The 15,540-nt window shown below is 74.9% G+C and carries 13 protein-coding genes; 5 read left to right on the top strand and 8 right to left on the bottom strand.

Annotated elements, in window-relative coordinates:
• The first annotated feature begins 74 nt into the window (after positions 1–74).
• Complete coding sequence (locus EBO35_RS13195; RefSeq protein WP_122818108.1) at positions 75–1,409, top strand: HNH endonuclease; 1,335 nt, start codon at positions 75–77, stop codon at positions 1,407–1,409.
• Between the two features lie 430 nt (positions 1,410–1,839).
• Here EBO35_RS13195 and EBO35_RS13200 read toward each other — a convergent pair whose 3' ends face one another.
• The 3 genes from EBO35_RS13200 to hrcA are packed head-to-tail and all read right to left on the bottom strand — an operon-like array spanning position 1,840 to position 4,830.
• Positions 1,840–2,580, bottom strand: coding sequence for a 16S rRNA (uracil(1498)-N(3))-methyltransferase (locus tag EBO35_RS13200; RefSeq protein WP_122818109.1), 741 nt, complete (start codon positions 2,578–2,580; stop codon positions 1,840–1,842).
• Between the two features lie 8 nt (positions 2,581–2,588).
• The gene (dnaJ, locus tag EBO35_RS13205; protein WP_122818110.1) at positions 2,589–3,755 is read right to left on the bottom strand and encodes a molecular chaperone DnaJ; all 1,167 of its coding nucleotides are present in this window, start codon (positions 3,753–3,755) and stop codon (positions 2,589–2,591) included.
• A gap of 52 nt (positions 3,756–3,807) precedes the next feature.
• Positions 3,808–4,830 (bottom strand): heat-inducible transcriptional repressor HrcA, encoded by a 1,023-nt coding sequence (gene hrcA / locus EBO35_RS13210; protein ID WP_122818111.1) that lies wholly within the window; start codon positions 4,828–4,830, stop codon positions 3,808–3,810.
• A 132-nt stretch (positions 4,831–4,962) separates the two neighbouring features.
• On the opposite strand from hrcA, the gene EBO35_RS13215 reads away from it, so the two are divergent.
• The 4 genes from EBO35_RS13215 (at position 4,963) to EBO35_RS13230 (ending at position 7,718) form a co-directional block, all read left to right on the top strand.
• Positions 4,963–5,676 (top strand): hypothetical protein, encoded by a 714-nt coding sequence (locus EBO35_RS13215; protein ID WP_122818112.1) that lies wholly within the window; start codon positions 4,963–4,965, stop codon positions 5,674–5,676.
• Positions 5,677–5,721: 45 nt separating this feature from the next.
• Positions 5,722–6,570: an MBL fold metallo-hydrolase gene (locus EBO35_RS13220; protein ID WP_241153693.1), complete on the top strand. Its 849-nt coding sequence runs from the start codon at positions 5,722–5,724 to the stop codon at positions 6,568–6,570.
• A gap of 29 nt (positions 6,571–6,599) precedes the next feature.
• A complete protein-coding gene (locus EBO35_RS13225; protein ID WP_122818114.1) occupies positions 6,600–6,800 on the top strand; it encodes a hypothetical protein in 201 nt (66 codons plus the stop codon).
• A 72-nt stretch (positions 6,801–6,872) separates the two neighbouring features.
• Entirely contained in the window at positions 6,873–7,718 is an 846-nt protein-coding gene (locus EBO35_RS13230; protein WP_122818115.1) for a DUF3097 domain-containing protein, read from the top strand.
• 15 nt (positions 7,719–7,733) lie between these two features.
• Here the strand turns inward: EBO35_RS13230 and EBO35_RS13235 are convergent, their stop codons facing one another.
• From EBO35_RS13235 to EBO35_RS13255, 5 genes are read right to left on the bottom strand one after another with little or no spacing between them, the layout of a single operon-like run.
• Positions 7,734–8,498, bottom strand: a complete 765-nt coding sequence (locus EBO35_RS13235) for a TM2 domain-containing protein (RefSeq protein ID WP_122818116.1) — start codon at positions 8,496–8,498, stop codon at positions 7,734–7,736.
• Positions 8,499–8,525: 27 nt separating this feature from the next.
• Complete coding sequence (gene hemW, locus EBO35_RS13240; RefSeq protein ID WP_122818117.1) at positions 8,526–9,758, bottom strand: radical SAM family heme chaperone HemW; 1,233 nt, start codon at positions 9,756–9,758, stop codon at positions 8,526–8,528.
• Between the two features lie 57 nt (positions 9,759–9,815).
• The gene (locus EBO35_RS13245) at positions 9,816–13,229 is read right to left on the bottom strand and encodes an error-prone DNA polymerase (protein WP_122818118.1); all 3,414 of its coding nucleotides are present in this window, start codon (positions 13,227–13,229) and stop codon (positions 9,816–9,818) included.
• A 27-nt stretch (positions 13,230–13,256) separates the two neighbouring features.
• Complete coding sequence (locus tag EBO35_RS13250) at positions 13,257–14,801, bottom strand: DNA polymerase Y family protein (RefSeq protein ID WP_122818119.1); 1,545 nt, start codon at positions 14,799–14,801, stop codon at positions 13,257–13,259.
• Entirely contained in the window at positions 14,801–15,490 is a 690-nt protein-coding gene (locus EBO35_RS13255; RefSeq protein WP_241153694.1) for a hypothetical protein, read from the bottom strand. The genes EBO35_RS13250 and EBO35_RS13255 overlap by 1 nt, the downstream gene beginning before the upstream one ends.
• Between the last annotated feature and the right edge of the window lie 50 nt (positions 15,491–15,540).

Consider the following 15,540-nt stretch of genomic DNA (forward strand, 5'->3'; position numbering starts at 1 on the left):
CCGTCGCAGAATTTCCTTCCACATTGCTCGCCTCAGCCCTGGTGCTTCGAACACGTGTTCGAGTAGGATGTGCTATGGCCATCGACCCGAACCCCGCCCCGCTGGGCGAGTGCGACAGCCCCGCCGCGGTGCTGGCCTTCGTGCGGTCGCGCCGGGCTCTCGCGGATCGGGCCGAGGTCGAGCTGATCGAGGCCGCGGTGGCCTGGGCGTCGATGCACTCGGTCGACTGCCTGGACGACGCGGCCTGCCTCCCGGGTGCCGAGGGTGAGGTCGCGATCGCGGGCCCCGGCGCGCCACTGGTCACCGAGTTCGCGCCACTCGAGCTGGGCGCCGCACTGGGGATGTCCTCGGACGCGGCCCGGGCGATGCTCGGCGAGGCGGTCGAGCTCGCGCACCGGCTCCCGCGGACCTGGGCTGCCGTGCGGGCCGGAGAGGTGCCGGCCTGGCGGGGCCGGAAGGTCGCGGCGAACACCCTCTCGTTGCCCGCCGACGGCGCGGCCTACGTCGACACCCACGTCCACGCGGTGGCCGGAAAGATCGGGTACGCCGCCCTGGACCGGCTCATCGAGGAGGCCCGGGTTCGGTTCGACCCGGCCGGCGCGGAGGAGAAGCGCAAGGCAGCCGCCGACCGGCGCCACTTCGACCTCGACACCGGACGGATCTCCTTCGCAGGCACCGTGATCGTCGACGGCGAGCTCGACCTGGCCGACGCCCTCGACCTCGAAGGCGCGGTCGCCCGCGGCGCCCGGATCCTCGGGGAGCTCGGCTGCGCGGAGTCCCTCGACGTACGCCGCTCCCTAGCGGTCGGCGAGATCGCCCGCCGCCAGCTGGCCCTCGACCTGGACACCACCCCGAGCGAGATCGAGGGCCTGTCCAAGCGCTGCCAGCCCCGCCAGGTCGTCGTCCACGTCCACCTCACCGAGGCGGCCATCGCCGGCGCGGACGGGCTACATCTGGCCCGGGTCGAGAACAGCCGCTCGTTCGTCTCCGTCGACCAGGTCAGGACCTGGTGCGCCAGCCCCGACTCCCAGGTCATCGTGAAGCCGGTCATCGACCTCGCCGACGTCGACCACACCACCGCCTACGAGGTCCCCGACCGAATGTCAGAACGGGTCCAGCTCAACAACCCGGCCTGCGTCTTCCCCTGGTGCGGCCGCTCGGCCCGCCGCGCGGACACCGACCACGTCATCCGCCACCGCCATGAGCGCGAAGGACCACCGGGCGACGACGAGGACTTCGGCGAGACCACCGACCCCAACCTCGCACCCCTGTGCCGCACCCACCACCGAGCCAAGACCCACACAGCCTGGACCTACACCAAGCTCGACGAGACCACCTACCTGTGGCGAACCCCGAACGGCATCCACCTGCGCCGCGACCACACCGGCACCACCATCGTCACCACCTGACCCGGGCCTCGACACGCTCGTCGCTGCGCTCCTCACGGCTCGACCACCTGCCCCGGTGGTCGAGCCGCGAAGGCGCCCTGGAGCCTGAGGGTGTCGAGACCCGCTGCGCCCGCACGCGGACCGGGAGCGCGCCTGGGGTGCGGGAGAGAGGCTCACCCGGCGCCGGCTCAACCGGACCCTACTGCTGCGCCATCACCTGATGGAGCGTGTCGGCGTCGCCGGAGGACGACGAGGTGCGGCACCTGGTGGGGCTGCAGGCGCAGGAGGGACCGCCGCCGTGCCTCTCGCCGCACGCGAGGCTCCCCTCCTGGACCGGAAGGCGTTCGACCGGGTGCAGGTCGTGGAGACGTTCCGCCGCTCACCGCGGCCGCGCGGAAGGACCCGACGACCGAGCCCGCCCGGTCGAGGAGCTGCTCGCGACCTAGGTCGCTCAGCCCCAGCGGCGGGTGCGCGCGAGCAGCGCGGCCACGGCCGCCACCCCGGCGGTGGAGGTGCGCAGCACCTCGCCACCCATCCGGACCGAGACCGCCCCCGCGGCGACGAAGCCGTCGATCTCGTCCTCGGCCAGGCCGCCCTCGGGACCGACCACGACCATGACCTCCCCGGAGTCGGGCAGCTCCAGCGAGGCGAGCGGCACGTGCGCCTCCTCGTGCAGCACGACCACCAGGTCCACGCCCTCCATCAGCGCGACGACCTCGTCGGTGCTGGCGAGCGGCGTCACCTCGGGGAACCAGGCGCGCCGAGCCTGCTTGGCGGCCTCCCGGGCGGTGCTCCGCCACTTGGCGAGGGACTTCTCGGCCCGGTCCCCCTTCCACACCGCCACCGACCGCGACGCGGCCCACGGGACGATCCGGGTGACGCCGATCTCGGTGAGCATCTCGACGGCCAGCTCGCCGCGGTCCCCCTTCGGAACGGCCTGGACGACCGTGAAGGACGGGTCGGCGGCGATCACGTCGCCGATGGAGAGCGTGGCGACCGTGAAGACCCGCTTGCCGGTCGAGGTCACCTCGCCGGTGAGGGCGGTGCCGCGCCCGTCGGTGAGGACGACGCGCTCGCCGACGCGCAGGCGGCGTACGGCGACCGCATGGTGGGCCTCGTCGCCCTCGACGACGACCTCGTCACCCTCGCGGATCCCCTCGAGCGACGGGACCAGGTGGACTGGAAGTGACATCGCCGCGCTCAGTGGTTGAACGCGTCGCGGAGCCGACCGAACACCGACTTGGTGCCGGGTCGGACCTGGCCCGCCGGGTCGGACTCGCCGCGCAGGGCCGCCAGCTCCCGCAGCAGCTCCTCCTGACGGGAGTCCAGGCGGGTCGGAGTCTCGACGGCGATCGTGACCACGAGGTCCCCGCGTCCACCCCGGAGGCCGGGCACGCCGCGGGCCCGCAGCACCTGGTCGGTGCCGGACTGGGTGCCGGGCTTGATCTCGATCTCCAGCTCGGTCTCGACCCCGCTGTCGGCGCCCTTCTCGACGTCCGCCTCCAGGGTCGGGAGCGTGATCGTGGTGCCGAGCGCGGCGGCGGACATCGGGACCAGCACGGTGCAGTGCAGGTCGTTGCCGTGCCGGGTGAACGTCGAGTGCGGAGCGACGTGGATCTCGACGTACAGGTCACCGGCGGGGCCGCCGCCGGGACCGACCTCGCCCTCGCCGGCGAGCTGGACGCGGGTGCCGTCGTCGACCCCGGCCGGGATCTTCACGGTCAGCGTGCGGCGCGAGCGGACCCGGCCGTCGCCCGAGCACTCGCGACAGGGGTCGGGGATGATCGTGCCGAACCCGCGGCAGGCCGCACAGGGGCGCAGGGTCCGGATCTCGCCGAGGAACGAGCGCTGCACGTGCGCGACCTCGCCCTGGCCGTGGCAGGTCTCGCACGGCACCGGGTGGCTGCCCGGAGCCGCACCGTCGCCGTGGCAGGTGCTGCACAGCACCGCGGTGTCGACCTTCAGCTCGCGGGTGACGCCGAAGGCGGCCTCGGCCAGCTCGACGTCCAGGCGGATCAGCGCGTCCTGGCCGCGCCGGTGCCGCGGCCGCGGACCGCGCCCCTGCGCCGCCCCGCCCTGACCGCCGAAGAACGCGTCCATGATGTCGGTGAACGAGAAGCCAGGGCCCTGACCGAACCCGCCGGCCGCGCCGCCGAACGGGTCGCCGCCGCGGTCGTACGCCGCCCGCTTCTGCGGGTCGGAGAGCACCTCGTAGGCGCGGGTGACCTCCTTGAACCGTTCCTGCGTCTCCGGGTCCGGGTTGACGTCGGGGTGCAGCGTGCGCGCCAGGCGCCGATAAGCCTTCTTGATCGCGTCGGCGTCCGCGTCCCGGTCGACACCGAGAAGTTGGTACAGGTCCTGGCTCAACGTGGTTCCTTCGTGCTGGTGGGTGAGTCGGTGGTGCGCGAGGGCGGCGCGCTCAGCCCTCGTCGAGGATGCGCGAGACGTAGCGGGCCACGGCGCGCACGGCGGACATGGTGCCCGGGTAGTCCATCCGGGTCGGGCCGACGATGCCCAGGGTCGCGAGCGCCTCGTCGCGGGGTCCGTAGCCGGTCGCGACGACGCTGGTGGAGGCGAGCTGCTCGTAGGGCCCCTCGGCGCCGATGCGCACGGTGAGCGCGCCTCCGGAGGTGGCCTCGCCGAGCAGCTTCAGCAGCACGACGTGCTCCTCGAGGGCCTCCAGCAGCGGGCGTACGGCGGAGTCGAAGGAGTCGCCGTAGCGGGCGAGGTTCGCCGCGCCGCCCACCGCGATCCGCTCATCGGAGCGGTGGTCGACCATGGCCTCGACCAGCGCCTCGACCAGCACGCCGGTCGCCAGGGCTGCGGGATCCTCACCCTCCGGGACCGCCTCGCGCAGCGCGGTCGCCGCCTCGGCGATGGTCCGGCCGACCGCGGCGCGGTTGAGCCGGGTGCGCAGGTCGGCGAGCGGGTCGTCGCCGAGGTCGGCCGCGACCTCGACGACCCGCTGCTCGACCCGGCCGGTGCTGAGGATCAGGACCGCGAGCAGCCGGCGGGCGCCGAGCGCCACCAGCTCGACGTGACGCACCGTCGAGCGCGAGAGCGTGGGGTACTGCACCACGGCGACCTGGCGGGTCAGCTGCGAGAGCAGCCGGACCGAGCGCTGGACGACGTCGTCGAGGTCGACGGCCCCGTCGAGGAACGACGAGATCGCGCGACGCTCGGCCGCTGTCATCGGCTTCACGGTGGTGAGCCGGTCGACGAACAGCCGGTAGCCCTTGTCCGTCGGCACCCGGCCGGCACTGGTGTGCGGCTGGGTGATGTAGCCCTCGTCCTCCAGCACGGCCATGTCGTTGCGCACCGTGGCCGGCGAGACGCCGAGTCGGTGCCGCTCGACCAGCGCACGGGAGCCGACCGGCTCCTCGGTCGAGACGTAGTCCTCGACGATCGCCCGGAGCACGGCGAGCCTGCGGTCCTCCTGCATCTCGCCTCCTAGCTGGCACTCCACTGATCTGAGTGCCAATCCTACAAGGCCTTCCGACGCCGGTGCGGGACGTGGGACATTCGCTGCGCGGCGGTGCAGGTTAGGCTAACCTAAGTGCTCGAAGGAGGGCCCATGACTGCCGATCCCACCATCCGCCCGCAGCTCGACCCCCGCGAGGCGGCCGCCGAAGCCCGCAGCATCCTGGCCTGCCCGGCCTCGGTCACCCTGATGGTCCCGGGGCGCAGCGGAGTCGGCGCCGAGGACGGCCTCGGGCTGCAGGACGCCCAGGGCACCCCGACCTTCCTGTGCGTCCCGGGCTCGGGGCTCGCCGCGGCGGTCGGGCGGGAGGCCGTCGTCACGGTCCGCAGCGGCCTCGGCCCCAGCGCCAGCAAGGAGCGCGCGGCCGTGGTGACGATCACCGGCCGGCTGGAGGTGACCGGCAACGACACCTGCGAGTGCTGCGCCGAGCCACGCCTGTTCGTCAGCGTGGTCCCCCGCGCCGTGGCGCTGTGCAGCGGCCCCGACGCCGCCGAGCGCACCCACGTCCCGCTGGCCGAGTACGCCGCCGCCGGGCACGCCCTGAACCGGGGCTTCCTGCAACGCTCCAGCGAGCACGCCAACGACTGCCACCAGGACCAGCTGCGCCGCAGCGTCTCGGCGGCCACCGGCACGCCGGTGGGCGAGGTCCTCGGGGTCGCGGTGAGCGACCTGCGACCGGGCCGCGTCACGCTCAGCTGGGTGGACCCCCAGGGCGCCCACCGCTCCGTCCTGACCTTCCCGCGCACCGCCCGCACCCCCGCCGAGCTCGGCGACCTGCTGCGTCGCGAGCTCGGCACCGGCTGCTGAGGCGCAGCGCCACCGCCAGCCGGCGCGCCGCCCTAGAGTGACCTGATGGGATTCGAGGAGATCGCCGACCGGGTCTGGGTCGCGCGCCAGGACTGGTTCGACGTCAACATCGTCGCGGTCGGTGGCTCGCGGGGACTGCTCGTCGTCGACACCCACGCCTCCGCTGCCGCGGCACGGGCGGTCGTCGAGCAGGTGCGCCGACTCGGGCGCGGCGACGTGGTCGGGCTCGTGAACACCCACGAGCACTTCGACCACACCTTCGGCAACGGCACCTTCCGCGCCGAGTACGGCGCGATCCCGGTGCACGCCCACGAGCACGCGGCCGCCGCCACCCGCGCCGCCGGCGAGCGGATCAAGGCGGCGTACGCCGCCGATCCCGACGACCCGCACCGGGCCGAGGTGCTGGCGACCGAGATCGTGCCCGCCGAGGTCACGTTCTCCTCCGCGCTCGCGGTCGACCTCGGCGACCGGGTCGTCGAGCTCTTCCACCCCGGCCGCGGGCACACCGCGGGCGACCTCGTCGCACGCGTGCCCGACGCGGACGTGCTGCTGGCCGGTGACCTCGTGGAGGAGTCCGGGCCGCCGGCCTACGGTCCCGACAGCCATCCGCTCGACTGGCCGCTGGCCCTGGACCTGGTGCTCGGCCTGACCGGACCGGACTCGGTGGTGGTCCCCGGTCACGGTGCCGTGGTCGACCGGGAGTTCGTCGTCGACCAGCGCGACGCCGTCGGCGTGGTCGCCGAGACGATCCGCGACCTCGCGACCCGCGGCGTGCCGCTGGACCAGGCGCTGGGGTCCGCCGAGTGGCCCTTCCCGAGCGCCGACCTCAGCGACGCCGTGCGCCGCGGCTACGAGCAGCTCCCGCTGAGCCAGCGGCGCCTGCCGCTGGTCTGACCTCCGGGTCGTCGGGGTACTTACCCGGCATGACCACCTCCGACGACGAGCCGGCCATCGGCATTCCGGACGAGCAGCTGCCCGACGACCTCCAGCCCGGCGAGGACAACCCCCTCGCCGAGGGCCTCGAGCCCGGCGAGACGGTCGAGGACCTCCTGGAGGGCAAGGGCGCCGAGCAGAGCGCTGACCAGGGCGCTGAGCAGGGCACCGGCCAGCCGGACGCCGAGTAGCGCAGGTCACACCCCGGCCCGCCCGGCGCGCCGTCCCCGCCCGGTCGGTGCTGCCGCCTAGCGTGGCCCGACGTGGCAGACCGATACGGACCCGACGTCCTCTCCACCGACTGGCGGGCCCCGAAGCGCGGCCGGGCCACCGAGGCCCCTGCGGCGCTCGGGACCGTGGTCGAGGAGGTCACCACCGACTGGTGCGGCGAGGTCGTCGCTGTCGACCGCGACCTGCACACGGTGACCCTGGAGGACCGCCGCGGGAAGCGGCGCACGTTCCCGCTCGGCCCGGGCTTCCTGCTCGAGGGCCGCCCGGTGATCCTCAGTGCGCCCGTGCGGGCCGCGGCCCCGGCCCGCCCGACCCGCACCGCGTCGGGGTCCGTGGCCGTGCACGACGCGAAGGCCCGGGTCGCGCGCGCCAGCCGGATCTTCGTGGAGGGCCGCCACGACGCCGAGCTGGTCGAGAAGGTCTGGGGCGACGACCTGCGCATCGAGGGCGTGGTCGTGGAGTACCTCGGCGGCGTCGACGACCTCGCCGACCACCTGGTCGGCTTCAAGCCCGGGCCCGGCCGCCGCGTCGGCGTACTGGTCGACCACCTGGTCCGCGGCTCCAAGGAGTCCCGGATCGCCCAGGGCATCGCCCGCTCCCCCGTCGGCAAGCACGTGCTGATCGTCGGCCACCCGTTCATCGACGTGTGGCAGGCCGTGAAGCCCGAGCGCATCGGGCTGCAGGAGTGGCCGACGATCCCGCGCTCGATCGAGTGGAAGAAGGGGGTCTGCCAGCACCTGGGCTGGCCGCACCGCAACCAGGCCGACATCGCCCGGGCGTGGCAGCACATCCTGGGCCGGGTCTCCTCCTACAACGACCTGGAGCCGGCCCTGCTGGGCCGGGTCGAGGAGCTCATCGACTTCGTCACCTCGGACTGAGCCGGCCCGCTCCGCTCAGTCGCGCAGCGGGCGCCCCTGGGAGTCCGAGCTGTCGGTGGCCAGGATGACGATGCCGTCGATGAACGGCCACAGCGCGCCGATGCCGCAGGTCAGGATCGTGACCAGCAGCTGGGCGACCCCGATGCCGGTGTCGCCCACGTAGAACCGGCCGATGCCGAAGGGCAGCAGGATCTGGAGCAGGCCCGCTACCAGCTTCGACTTCTCCGAGTACGGCACGCCGGTGACCGGGTGCACGCCGTACGGCGCGCCCGGGTAGCCCTGCTGGCCGTACGCCGGCGGATAGCCCGGCGCGTAGCCCTGGCCGTAGCCGGACTGCTCGTACCCGGGCTGGGGGTAGCCCTGCTGGGGGTAGCCCTGCTGCGGATAGCCCGGCTGGCCGTACTCCTGGCCGTAGGGCTGGTAGCCCTGGTCCACGGGCGGCTGGCCGTAGGGGTCCTGGGCGTAGGGGTCCTGGGTGGCGGGGTCCTGGGTGGCGGGGTCCGGGGCGTACGGCGGCTGCTGGGCGCCCGGCTCCGGAGCCGGGGACTGGCCGGCCGGCGGCTGCGGCGGGTCCTGCGGCTGCGGGGTGGTCGGCGGCGCGTCGTAGGAGGGCCGCTCGTAGGAGGGCTGGTGGTAGGACGGCGAGGAGTACTCCGGGCCGCCCGCGTCTCCCGAGTCCCCCGAGTCCGCCGGGCCGCCTGCGGGACGGTCCTCCGCAGCCTGCGGGCGGGTCTCCTCGGGCTCGTTCTCCGGGCGGGGGGTCTCGGGTCCCTGGGTCATGACCACACCCTAGGGCTCGCGCGGACCTCAGGGCAGCAGGTCTCGCACCACCGCGTCGGCGAGCAGCCGACCGCGGCGGGTGAGCACCACCCGGTCCGGCCACGGGCCGGGCTCGACCAGGCCGCGGTCGACCAGCCCGGGGACCGCGGCCCGGCCGGTGGCGTCCAGCACGTCCGCCGCCAGGCCCTCGCGCAGCCGCACCTCCAGCAGCACCCGCTCCACCCGCCGGTCCTCGGCGTCGAGGACCTCCCGGGCGTGGGCCGGGCTGCGCCCGGCAGCCAGCCGGTCGGCGTACGCCGCGGGGTGCTTGACGTTCCACCAGCGCACGCCGCCGACGTGGGAGTGCGCGCCGGGACCGACGCCCCACCAGTCCGCACCGGTCCAGTACAGGACGTTGTGGCGGCAACGGCTCTGCTCGTCACGCGCCCAGTTCGACACCTCGTACCACGCCAGCCCGTCGGCGCCGAGCCGCTCGTCGGCGAGGAGGTACTTGTCGGCGAGGTCGTCCTCGTCGGGCATCGGCAGCTCGCCGCGGCGCACCCGCCGGGCCAGCGCGGTGCCCTCCTCGACGATCAGCGAGTACGCCGAGACGTGGTCTGGCGCGCAGGCCAGCGCCGCGTCCAGGGTCGTGGCCCAGTCCGCGACGGACTCCCCCGGCGTCCCGTAGATGAGGTCGAGGCTGACCTGCTCGAAGCCGGCCGCGCGCGCCCACTCCACGACCGACGGCACCCGCCGCGGGTCGTGGGTCCGGTCCAGGACGGCCAGCACGTGCTCGACCGCTGACTGCATCCCGAAGGAGACCCGGGTGAAGCCGGCGGCACGCAGCCCGTCCAGGTCGCGCAGCGAGACGCTGTCGGGGTTGGCCTCGGTGGTCACCTCGGCGTCCGGCGCCAGGCCGAACTCCTCGTCGATCGCCGCGACGATCGAGCCGAGGTCGGCCGGGCTCAGCAGCGTCGGGGTGCCGCCGCCGAGGAATACCGTCGACACCGTCGGCGCGGCGTCGCCCAGGACCCGCCGGGCCTGGCGCACCTCGGCAACCGCGGCCTGGGCGTACGTCGCGCGCGAGGCGCCGGGCGCGCTGCCGACCGGTCCGAGCTCGCTGGCGGTGTAGGTGTTGAAGTCGCAGTAGCCGCAGCGCACGACGCAGAACGGCACGTGCACGTAGAGGCCGAAGGGACGCCGTCCGACCTCGGCCAGCGCGGACTCCGGGAGCGCGCCGTCGACCGGGACGGGATCACCGTCGGGAAGGGCGGAAGGCACTGCCCCATCCTCCCACCCGGGGCCTTGAACCGGCACGTCGAGGGAGCCGCCGGGCCCTCACTGGAAGTCGCGGGAGCGGTGCCGGGCCCGCAGCGCCCGCCCGGCCTCGGGGTGCAGCTCCTCGATCGGGCCGATCCGGTCCGCGACCAGGTTGGTCACCCCGTCGGAGCGCTCCAGCATCCCCCGGATCAGCACCGCCGCCGAGGAGACCGCGACCTTGCGGTGGCGCCGCCACACCCCGACCGTGCAGACGACGTTGAGCATCCCGGTCTCGTCCTCGAGGTTGAGGAACGTGACGCCGCCGGCGGTGCCGGGCCGCTGCCGGTGGGTGACCAGGCCCGCGACCGTGACCCGCCGGCCGGCCTCGGCGGCGGCCAGGTCCCCGACGGCGAGCACCCCCGCGCGGCGCAACTGCTCGCGCAGGTGCCCGAACGGGTGCCCGCCCGGGGTGATGCCGGTCGCCCAGAGGTCGGCCATCGTGGTCTCCACCTCGTCCATCTCCGGCAGCATCGGGGCGGGCGCGGCCATCCGCAGCCCCTCGAGCTGGTCGGGGCTCTCGGTCCAGCCGGCGTTCCACAACGCCTGGCGCCGGGTCAGGCCGGAGCCCTCGAAGGCGCCGGCGGTGGCCAGCGCCTCCAGCTGCCGGGTGTCCAGGCCCGCCCGCCGGGACAGGTCGGCCTGGTCGGCGAAGGGCCGCTCGGCCCGGGCGGCCACGATCCGCATCGCCACCTCGGTGCCGATGCCGCGCACCGAGTCCAGCCCCAGCCGGACGGCGTACGCCGTGTCGCGGCGGTGGACGGGGGTGGGGTCGGGGGTGCCGGGGACCCACTCGGTGCGCTGCTGGTCGCGCCAGCAGGCCGCCAGGCCGGTGGGCCCCGGGGACATCCCCGGCCGCAGCTCGAGGTCGGCGGTGGCCGCGGAGCGGGCCAGGTCCGGGCGCAGCACCTCGACGCCGTGGCGGCGGGCGTCCCCGGTCAGCGACTGGGCTGAGTAGAAGCCCATCGGCTGGGCGCGCATCAGCGCCGCGAGGAAGGCGGCCGGGTAGTGCAGCTTGAACCAGGAGCTGGCGTAAACGAGCTTGGCGAAGGAGAGCGCGTGGCTCTCGGCGAAGCCGAAGTTGGCGAAGGAGAGGATCTTGACGTAGATCGCGTCGGCCTCCTCGCCGTGCAGGCCCTTGGCCGCCATCCCGGCGTACAGCTTCTCCTTGATGCTCTCGATCCGCTCGACCCCGCGCTTGGAGCCCATCGCGCGGCGCAGCAGGTCGGCCTCGTCGGGGGTGCAGTCCCCCAGCGTGCGGGCCATGTCCATCAGCTGCTCCTGGAACAGCGGCACCCCCTTGGTGCGCTCGAGCACCGGCACCAGCGAGACGTGCGGGTAGTCGACCGGCTCGCGCCCGGTGGCGCGGCGGATGTAGGGGTGCACGGCGCCGCCCTGGATCGGGCCGGGCCGGATCAGCGCGATCTCGATGGCCAGGTCGTAGAACTCCCGCGGCCGCAGCCGCGGCAGGGTGCCGATCTGGGCGCGGCTCTCGACCTGGAAGACCCCGATCGAGTCGGCCCGGCAGAGCATGTCGTAGACGGCCGGCTCCTCCTTGGGGATCGTGGCCAGCTCCCAGTGCTCCCCGAGGTGCTCCGCGCTGATCCGCATCATGTGGTCCAGCGCGCTGAGCATCCCGAGCCCGAGCAGGTCGAACTTCACCAGCCCCATGAACTCGCAGGCGTCCTTGTCCCACTGCAGGACCGTGCGCTTGTCCATGCGGGCCCGCTCGATCGGGCACACCTCCCCGATCGGCCGCTCGGTCAGCACCATCCCGCCGGAGTGGATGCCGAGATGGCGGGGGGCGCCGAGCAGCTGGTTGGCCAGGTCGGCGACCGGCGCCGGCAGCTCGTGCTCACCCTCCTGCTCGCCCTCCGCTGCCACGTGGCTCCAGCTGGTGACCTGCTTGGACCACGCGTCCTGCTGGCCCGGGGAGTACCCGAGCGCCTTGGCGGCGTCGCGCACCGCCATCTTGGGGCGGTAGCCGATGACGTTGGCGACCTGGGCGGCGTTGAGACGGCCGTAGCGCTCGTAGACCCACTGGATCACCTCCTCGCGCCGGTCGGAGTCGAAGTCGACGTCGATGTCGGGCTCCTCCTCGCGGTGGGCGGAGATGAACCGCTCGAAGGGCAGCCGGTAGAAGACCGGGTCGATGGCGGTGATGCCGAGCGCGAAGCAGACCGCCGAGCTGGCCGCCGACCCGCGGCCCTGGCACTGGATGCCGCGGGAGCGGGCGAACTCGACGATGTCGTGGACGATCACGAAGTACCCGGCGAAGTCCTTGCGCTCGATCACGTCGAGCTCGTGGTCGACCTTGGCCCGCGCGTCGGCGGCCAGCGGCGTCCCGGCGTAGCGCTGCGCGAAGCCGCGCTCGGTCAGCTCCCGCAGCCGGCTGATCGGGGTGTGGCCCTCGGGGATCCCGATCTTGGGCAGCCGGGGCCGAGCCTTCTGCAGGTCGAAGGCAACCTCGTCGGCGAGCTCCACCGAGCGGGCCACCGCGCCGGGGTGCCGGGCGAACCGGCGGGCCATCTCCTCCCCCGACCGCAGCGAGGCCGCCCCCGAGGGCGGCAGCCAGCCGGCCATCTCGGCCAGGCTGCGGCGGGCCCGGACCGCTGCCATCGCCGCGGCCAGGCGGTGCCCCTCGGGCCGGGCGTGGTGGACGTTGTTGGTGGCGACGTGGGGCAGGCCGCGCTCGCGGGCGATCCGGGCCAGGACGTCGTTGTGCCCGGAGTCCAGCGGCAGCCCGTGGTCGATCAGCTCGACCGCGACGTGCTCGGGCCCGAAGAGCTCGACCAGCAGGTCCACCGCCGCCGCCGCGGCGGGCGGGCCGCTCTCGGCCAGCGCCCGGCGTACGGCGCCCTTGCGGCAGCCGGTGAGCACCAGCCAGTGCCCGCGCCCGCGCTCGGCGAGCTCGCCCAGGTCGTAGTCGGGGCGGCCCTTCTCGTCCCCGCGCAGCTGCGCGTCGGTGATCGCCGCCGCCAGCCGGTGGTAGCCCTCCACCCCGCGGGCCAGCACCAGCAGGTGGCTGCCCTCGGGATCGGGGACGCCCTGCTGGGGGCGGCTCAGCCCGAGGGAGAGCTCGGCGCCGTAGATCGTGCGCAGGTCGCGGCCGTCGCCGCGGGCGTGCACCTGGGCGGCCTCGGCGAACAGCGGTGCGCCGTAGAACCCGTCGTGGTCGGTCAGCGCGAGCCCGTGCAGCCCCAGCCGCAGCGCCTCGCGGACCAGCTGGTCGGGGCCGCTGGCCCCGTCGAGGAAGCTGAAGTTGCTGTGGCAGTGCAGCTCGGCGTACGGCACGACGGCGTCGGGCCGCTCGATCTCGGCCCGCTGGGGCCGGCGCTTGCGCCGGGAGACCGGCGCCTCGTCCTGCGGGCGCGGCCGACCGGAGAGCCGGCTCTCCAGCTCCCCCCACGGCATCGGCGGGTTGCTCCAGCCCATCAGTCGTACCCCATCAGTCGTGCCCCATCAGTCGTACGCCGCCTCGGTGACCCAGCGGCCGCCCGCACTGTCGTAGGTGAGCAGCCAGGCCCGCCCGTCGACGCCGACCACCTGGAAGCGCGCGACCCGGCGCGGCTCACTGCCGGGCGCTGCCTCCCACCACAGCTCCTCGACCGGCCACGGGCCGGCCCAGGCCGCGACCTGCTGCCAGCCCTCGCCGGAGCCGGTGCGGAACCGCGTGGGCTCGCCGCGCACGGCGCCGCGCTCGTCGACGCAGACGAGGTGCCCGCCCCCGGCGACCACCTCGGCCGGCCAGGGGGTGGCCAGCACGCGGGCCGGGGCGGGGGGCGGGATGCTGCCCGGCCAGGGCAGCTCCCGGGGCCGCAGCCCGGTGGGCCGCTCGCCCCACGGCACCACGGCCTGCCGCTCCGCCGGCGACCGGCCGCCCTGGAGCACCGGCGCCACCACTGCATCGTGGCCGAGCATCCCCTGCACCCGGGCGATGCCGCGCTCCACCCGCTCGTCGGTGCCGCCCCACAGGCCGTCGGCGTGCACGGCGTCGGGCACCACGGTCTCGGGCACCAGCCGCACCCGCTCCACCGGCGCCCGCACCTCGCCGCCGCGGAACCCGCCCTGGAGCTGCCAGTGCAGGCGGTCGACCACGTCGGCGGCGCTGAACCAGCGCGGGTGCAGCCAGCGCCGGGTGGAGACCACCGCCCCCTCGCTCTCGACCTCGACGCGGACCTCCGTGCAGGCCAGGTTGCGGCGGGCCAGCCCCTCGACGAACTGCTCGGCGGTGCGCCGGGCGCTGAAGCAGACGGTCTCCGCGGAGTCCAGGGGCGGCTCGAAGTCGACGTGGCAGGCCAGCTCCGGGGGCGGCGTGCGAGCGGCCAGCAGGTCGGTCTCCTCGCCCCGGACCACCCGGTGCACCCAGGCCGTGCGGGGGCCGAACCGGGCCTGGACGTCGGCGGGCGGCAGGTCGGCCAGGCTGCCGAGGGTGCGCAGCCCGAGGCGGCGCAGCAGGCTCACGGCCCCCGGGTCGTCGAGCACCTCGACCGGCAGCCCGGACAGGAACCCCGCGGACCCGGCGGCCGGCACCACCACGCTGTCCTGGGGCAGCGCCCGCCGGGCGGCCTGCTCGGCGGTGAACAGCTCGTCGGCGACGCCCACCCGGCAGTCCCAGATCCCGCGCTCGACCAGGCACTCGGTGATCACCGCCGCCGCCTCGCGCTCCCCGCCGTAGTAGCGGCCCGGCGAGCGCAGCGCGACCAGCCCGGGGCGCAGCGGCGCCACCCCGGGCCGCAGCTCCTCCAGCGCGGCGAGCACGTCCTCGAAGGAGCGTGCGTCCCGGTCGGGGTTGGCCGCCAGCACCAGCAGCTCGGGGCAGCGCGACTGCGCGTCGCGCCGCCGCATGCCGCGGCGCACGGCGTACTCACGGGCGGCGTCGTTGCAGGCGACGACGAGGTTGGCGGAGAAGACCGCCGCCGGCAGGTGCGTGGGTCGGCCCTCCTCGGCGAGCGCGGCCACGACCGGCCAGTCGGGGCACCACACCACCAGCATCCGGCCCGCCATCAGCCGGCCTCGCGCACCGGCGCCAGCGTCTCGGAGGCTGCCTCGGGGGCCGTCTCGGCCCGGCGCAGCGGTGCGTCGAGGGCCGGGAACCACAGGGAGGTACGCCGGGCGGGCGCGGCCCCCCGCCGCGCCTCGACCACCAGCCGGCGCGCCCGCAGCGCGCCCTCGCCGCGGCCGACGCCGGTCCAGCGGGACTCGGTCGCCGAGAGCCGGACCTCGGCGCGGGGCCACGGGCCGCACGCGACCAGCACCGCGCCCCGCTTGCGCAGCCGGGCGCCGAGCTTCTCGGCGAGGTGCTCGGCCACCCGCCCCGGCGGCCGGACCACGACGACCTGGGCGACGTCCACGAGGGCTGCGGTGGCCTCCAGCCACAGGTCTCCGGGCTCGGGGACCAGGACGGTCCGGCCGAGCTCGACGCCGACCTCGGCCGCGGCCTCCGCACCGAGGTCGGGGACCCCCACCACCGCGCACCAGGCGCCCGCCCGGGAGGGCCCGGCCATCAGCGCCAGCGCGAGGGCGGTGCTGTCGACCTCGTAGGCTCCGCCGGTGCGCAGCTGGACCACCCCGGAGAGCGCCGGGTGGGTGTCCAGGGGCATCCTGGGCACGCCGTCGGTCATCCGGTGCATGCGCTCGCGCAGCGCCCGGATCTCGTCGGCGGCCGCAGCCGCGGTCGGGATGGAGATGACCACACCCCATGATCGAACACTTGTTCGATCAGGTCAATCCCGGGCGGCGGCTC

The sequence above is a fragment of the Nocardioides pantholopis genome (assembly GCF_003710085.1).
GTDB lineage: Bacteria > Actinomycetota > Actinomycetes > Propionibacteriales > Nocardioidaceae > Nocardioides > Nocardioides pantholopis.

Bases quoted from the DNA above. Each gene is read 5' to 3' on its own strand.
- EBO35_RS13195 (WP_122818108.1), top strand. From the start codon at position 75: ATGGCCATCGACCCGAACCCCGCCCCGCTGGGCGAGTGCGACAGCCCC.
- EBO35_RS13200 (WP_122818109.1), bottom strand. From the start codon at position 2,580: ATGTCACTTCCAGTCCACCTGGTCCCGTCGCTCGAGGGGATCCGCGAG.
- EBO35_RS13245 (WP_122818118.1), bottom strand. From the start codon at position 13,229: ATGGGCTGGAGCAACCCGCCGATGCCGTGGGGGGAGCTGGAGAGCCGG.
- EBO35_RS13235 (WP_122818116.1), bottom strand. From the start codon at position 8,498: ATGACCCAGGGACCCGAGACCCCCCGCCCGGAGAACGAGCCCGAGGAG.
- EBO35_RS13250 (WP_122818119.1), bottom strand. From the start codon at position 14,801: ATGGCGGGCCGGATGCTGGTGGTGTGGTGCCCCGACTGGCCGGTCGTG.
- EBO35_RS13215 (WP_122818112.1), top strand. From the start codon at position 4,963: ATGACTGCCGATCCCACCATCCGCCCGCAGCTCGACCCCCGCGAGGCG.
- EBO35_RS13225 (WP_122818114.1), top strand. From the start codon at position 6,600: ATGACCACCTCCGACGACGAGCCGGCCATCGGCATTCCGGACGAGCAG.
- EBO35_RS13220 (WP_241153693.1), top strand. From the start codon at position 5,722: ATGGGATTCGAGGAGATCGCCGACCGGGTCTGGGTCGCGCGCCAGGAC.
- hrcA (WP_122818111.1), bottom strand. From the start codon at position 4,830: ATGCAGGAGGACCGCAGGCTCGCCGTGCTCCGGGCGATCGTCGAGGAC.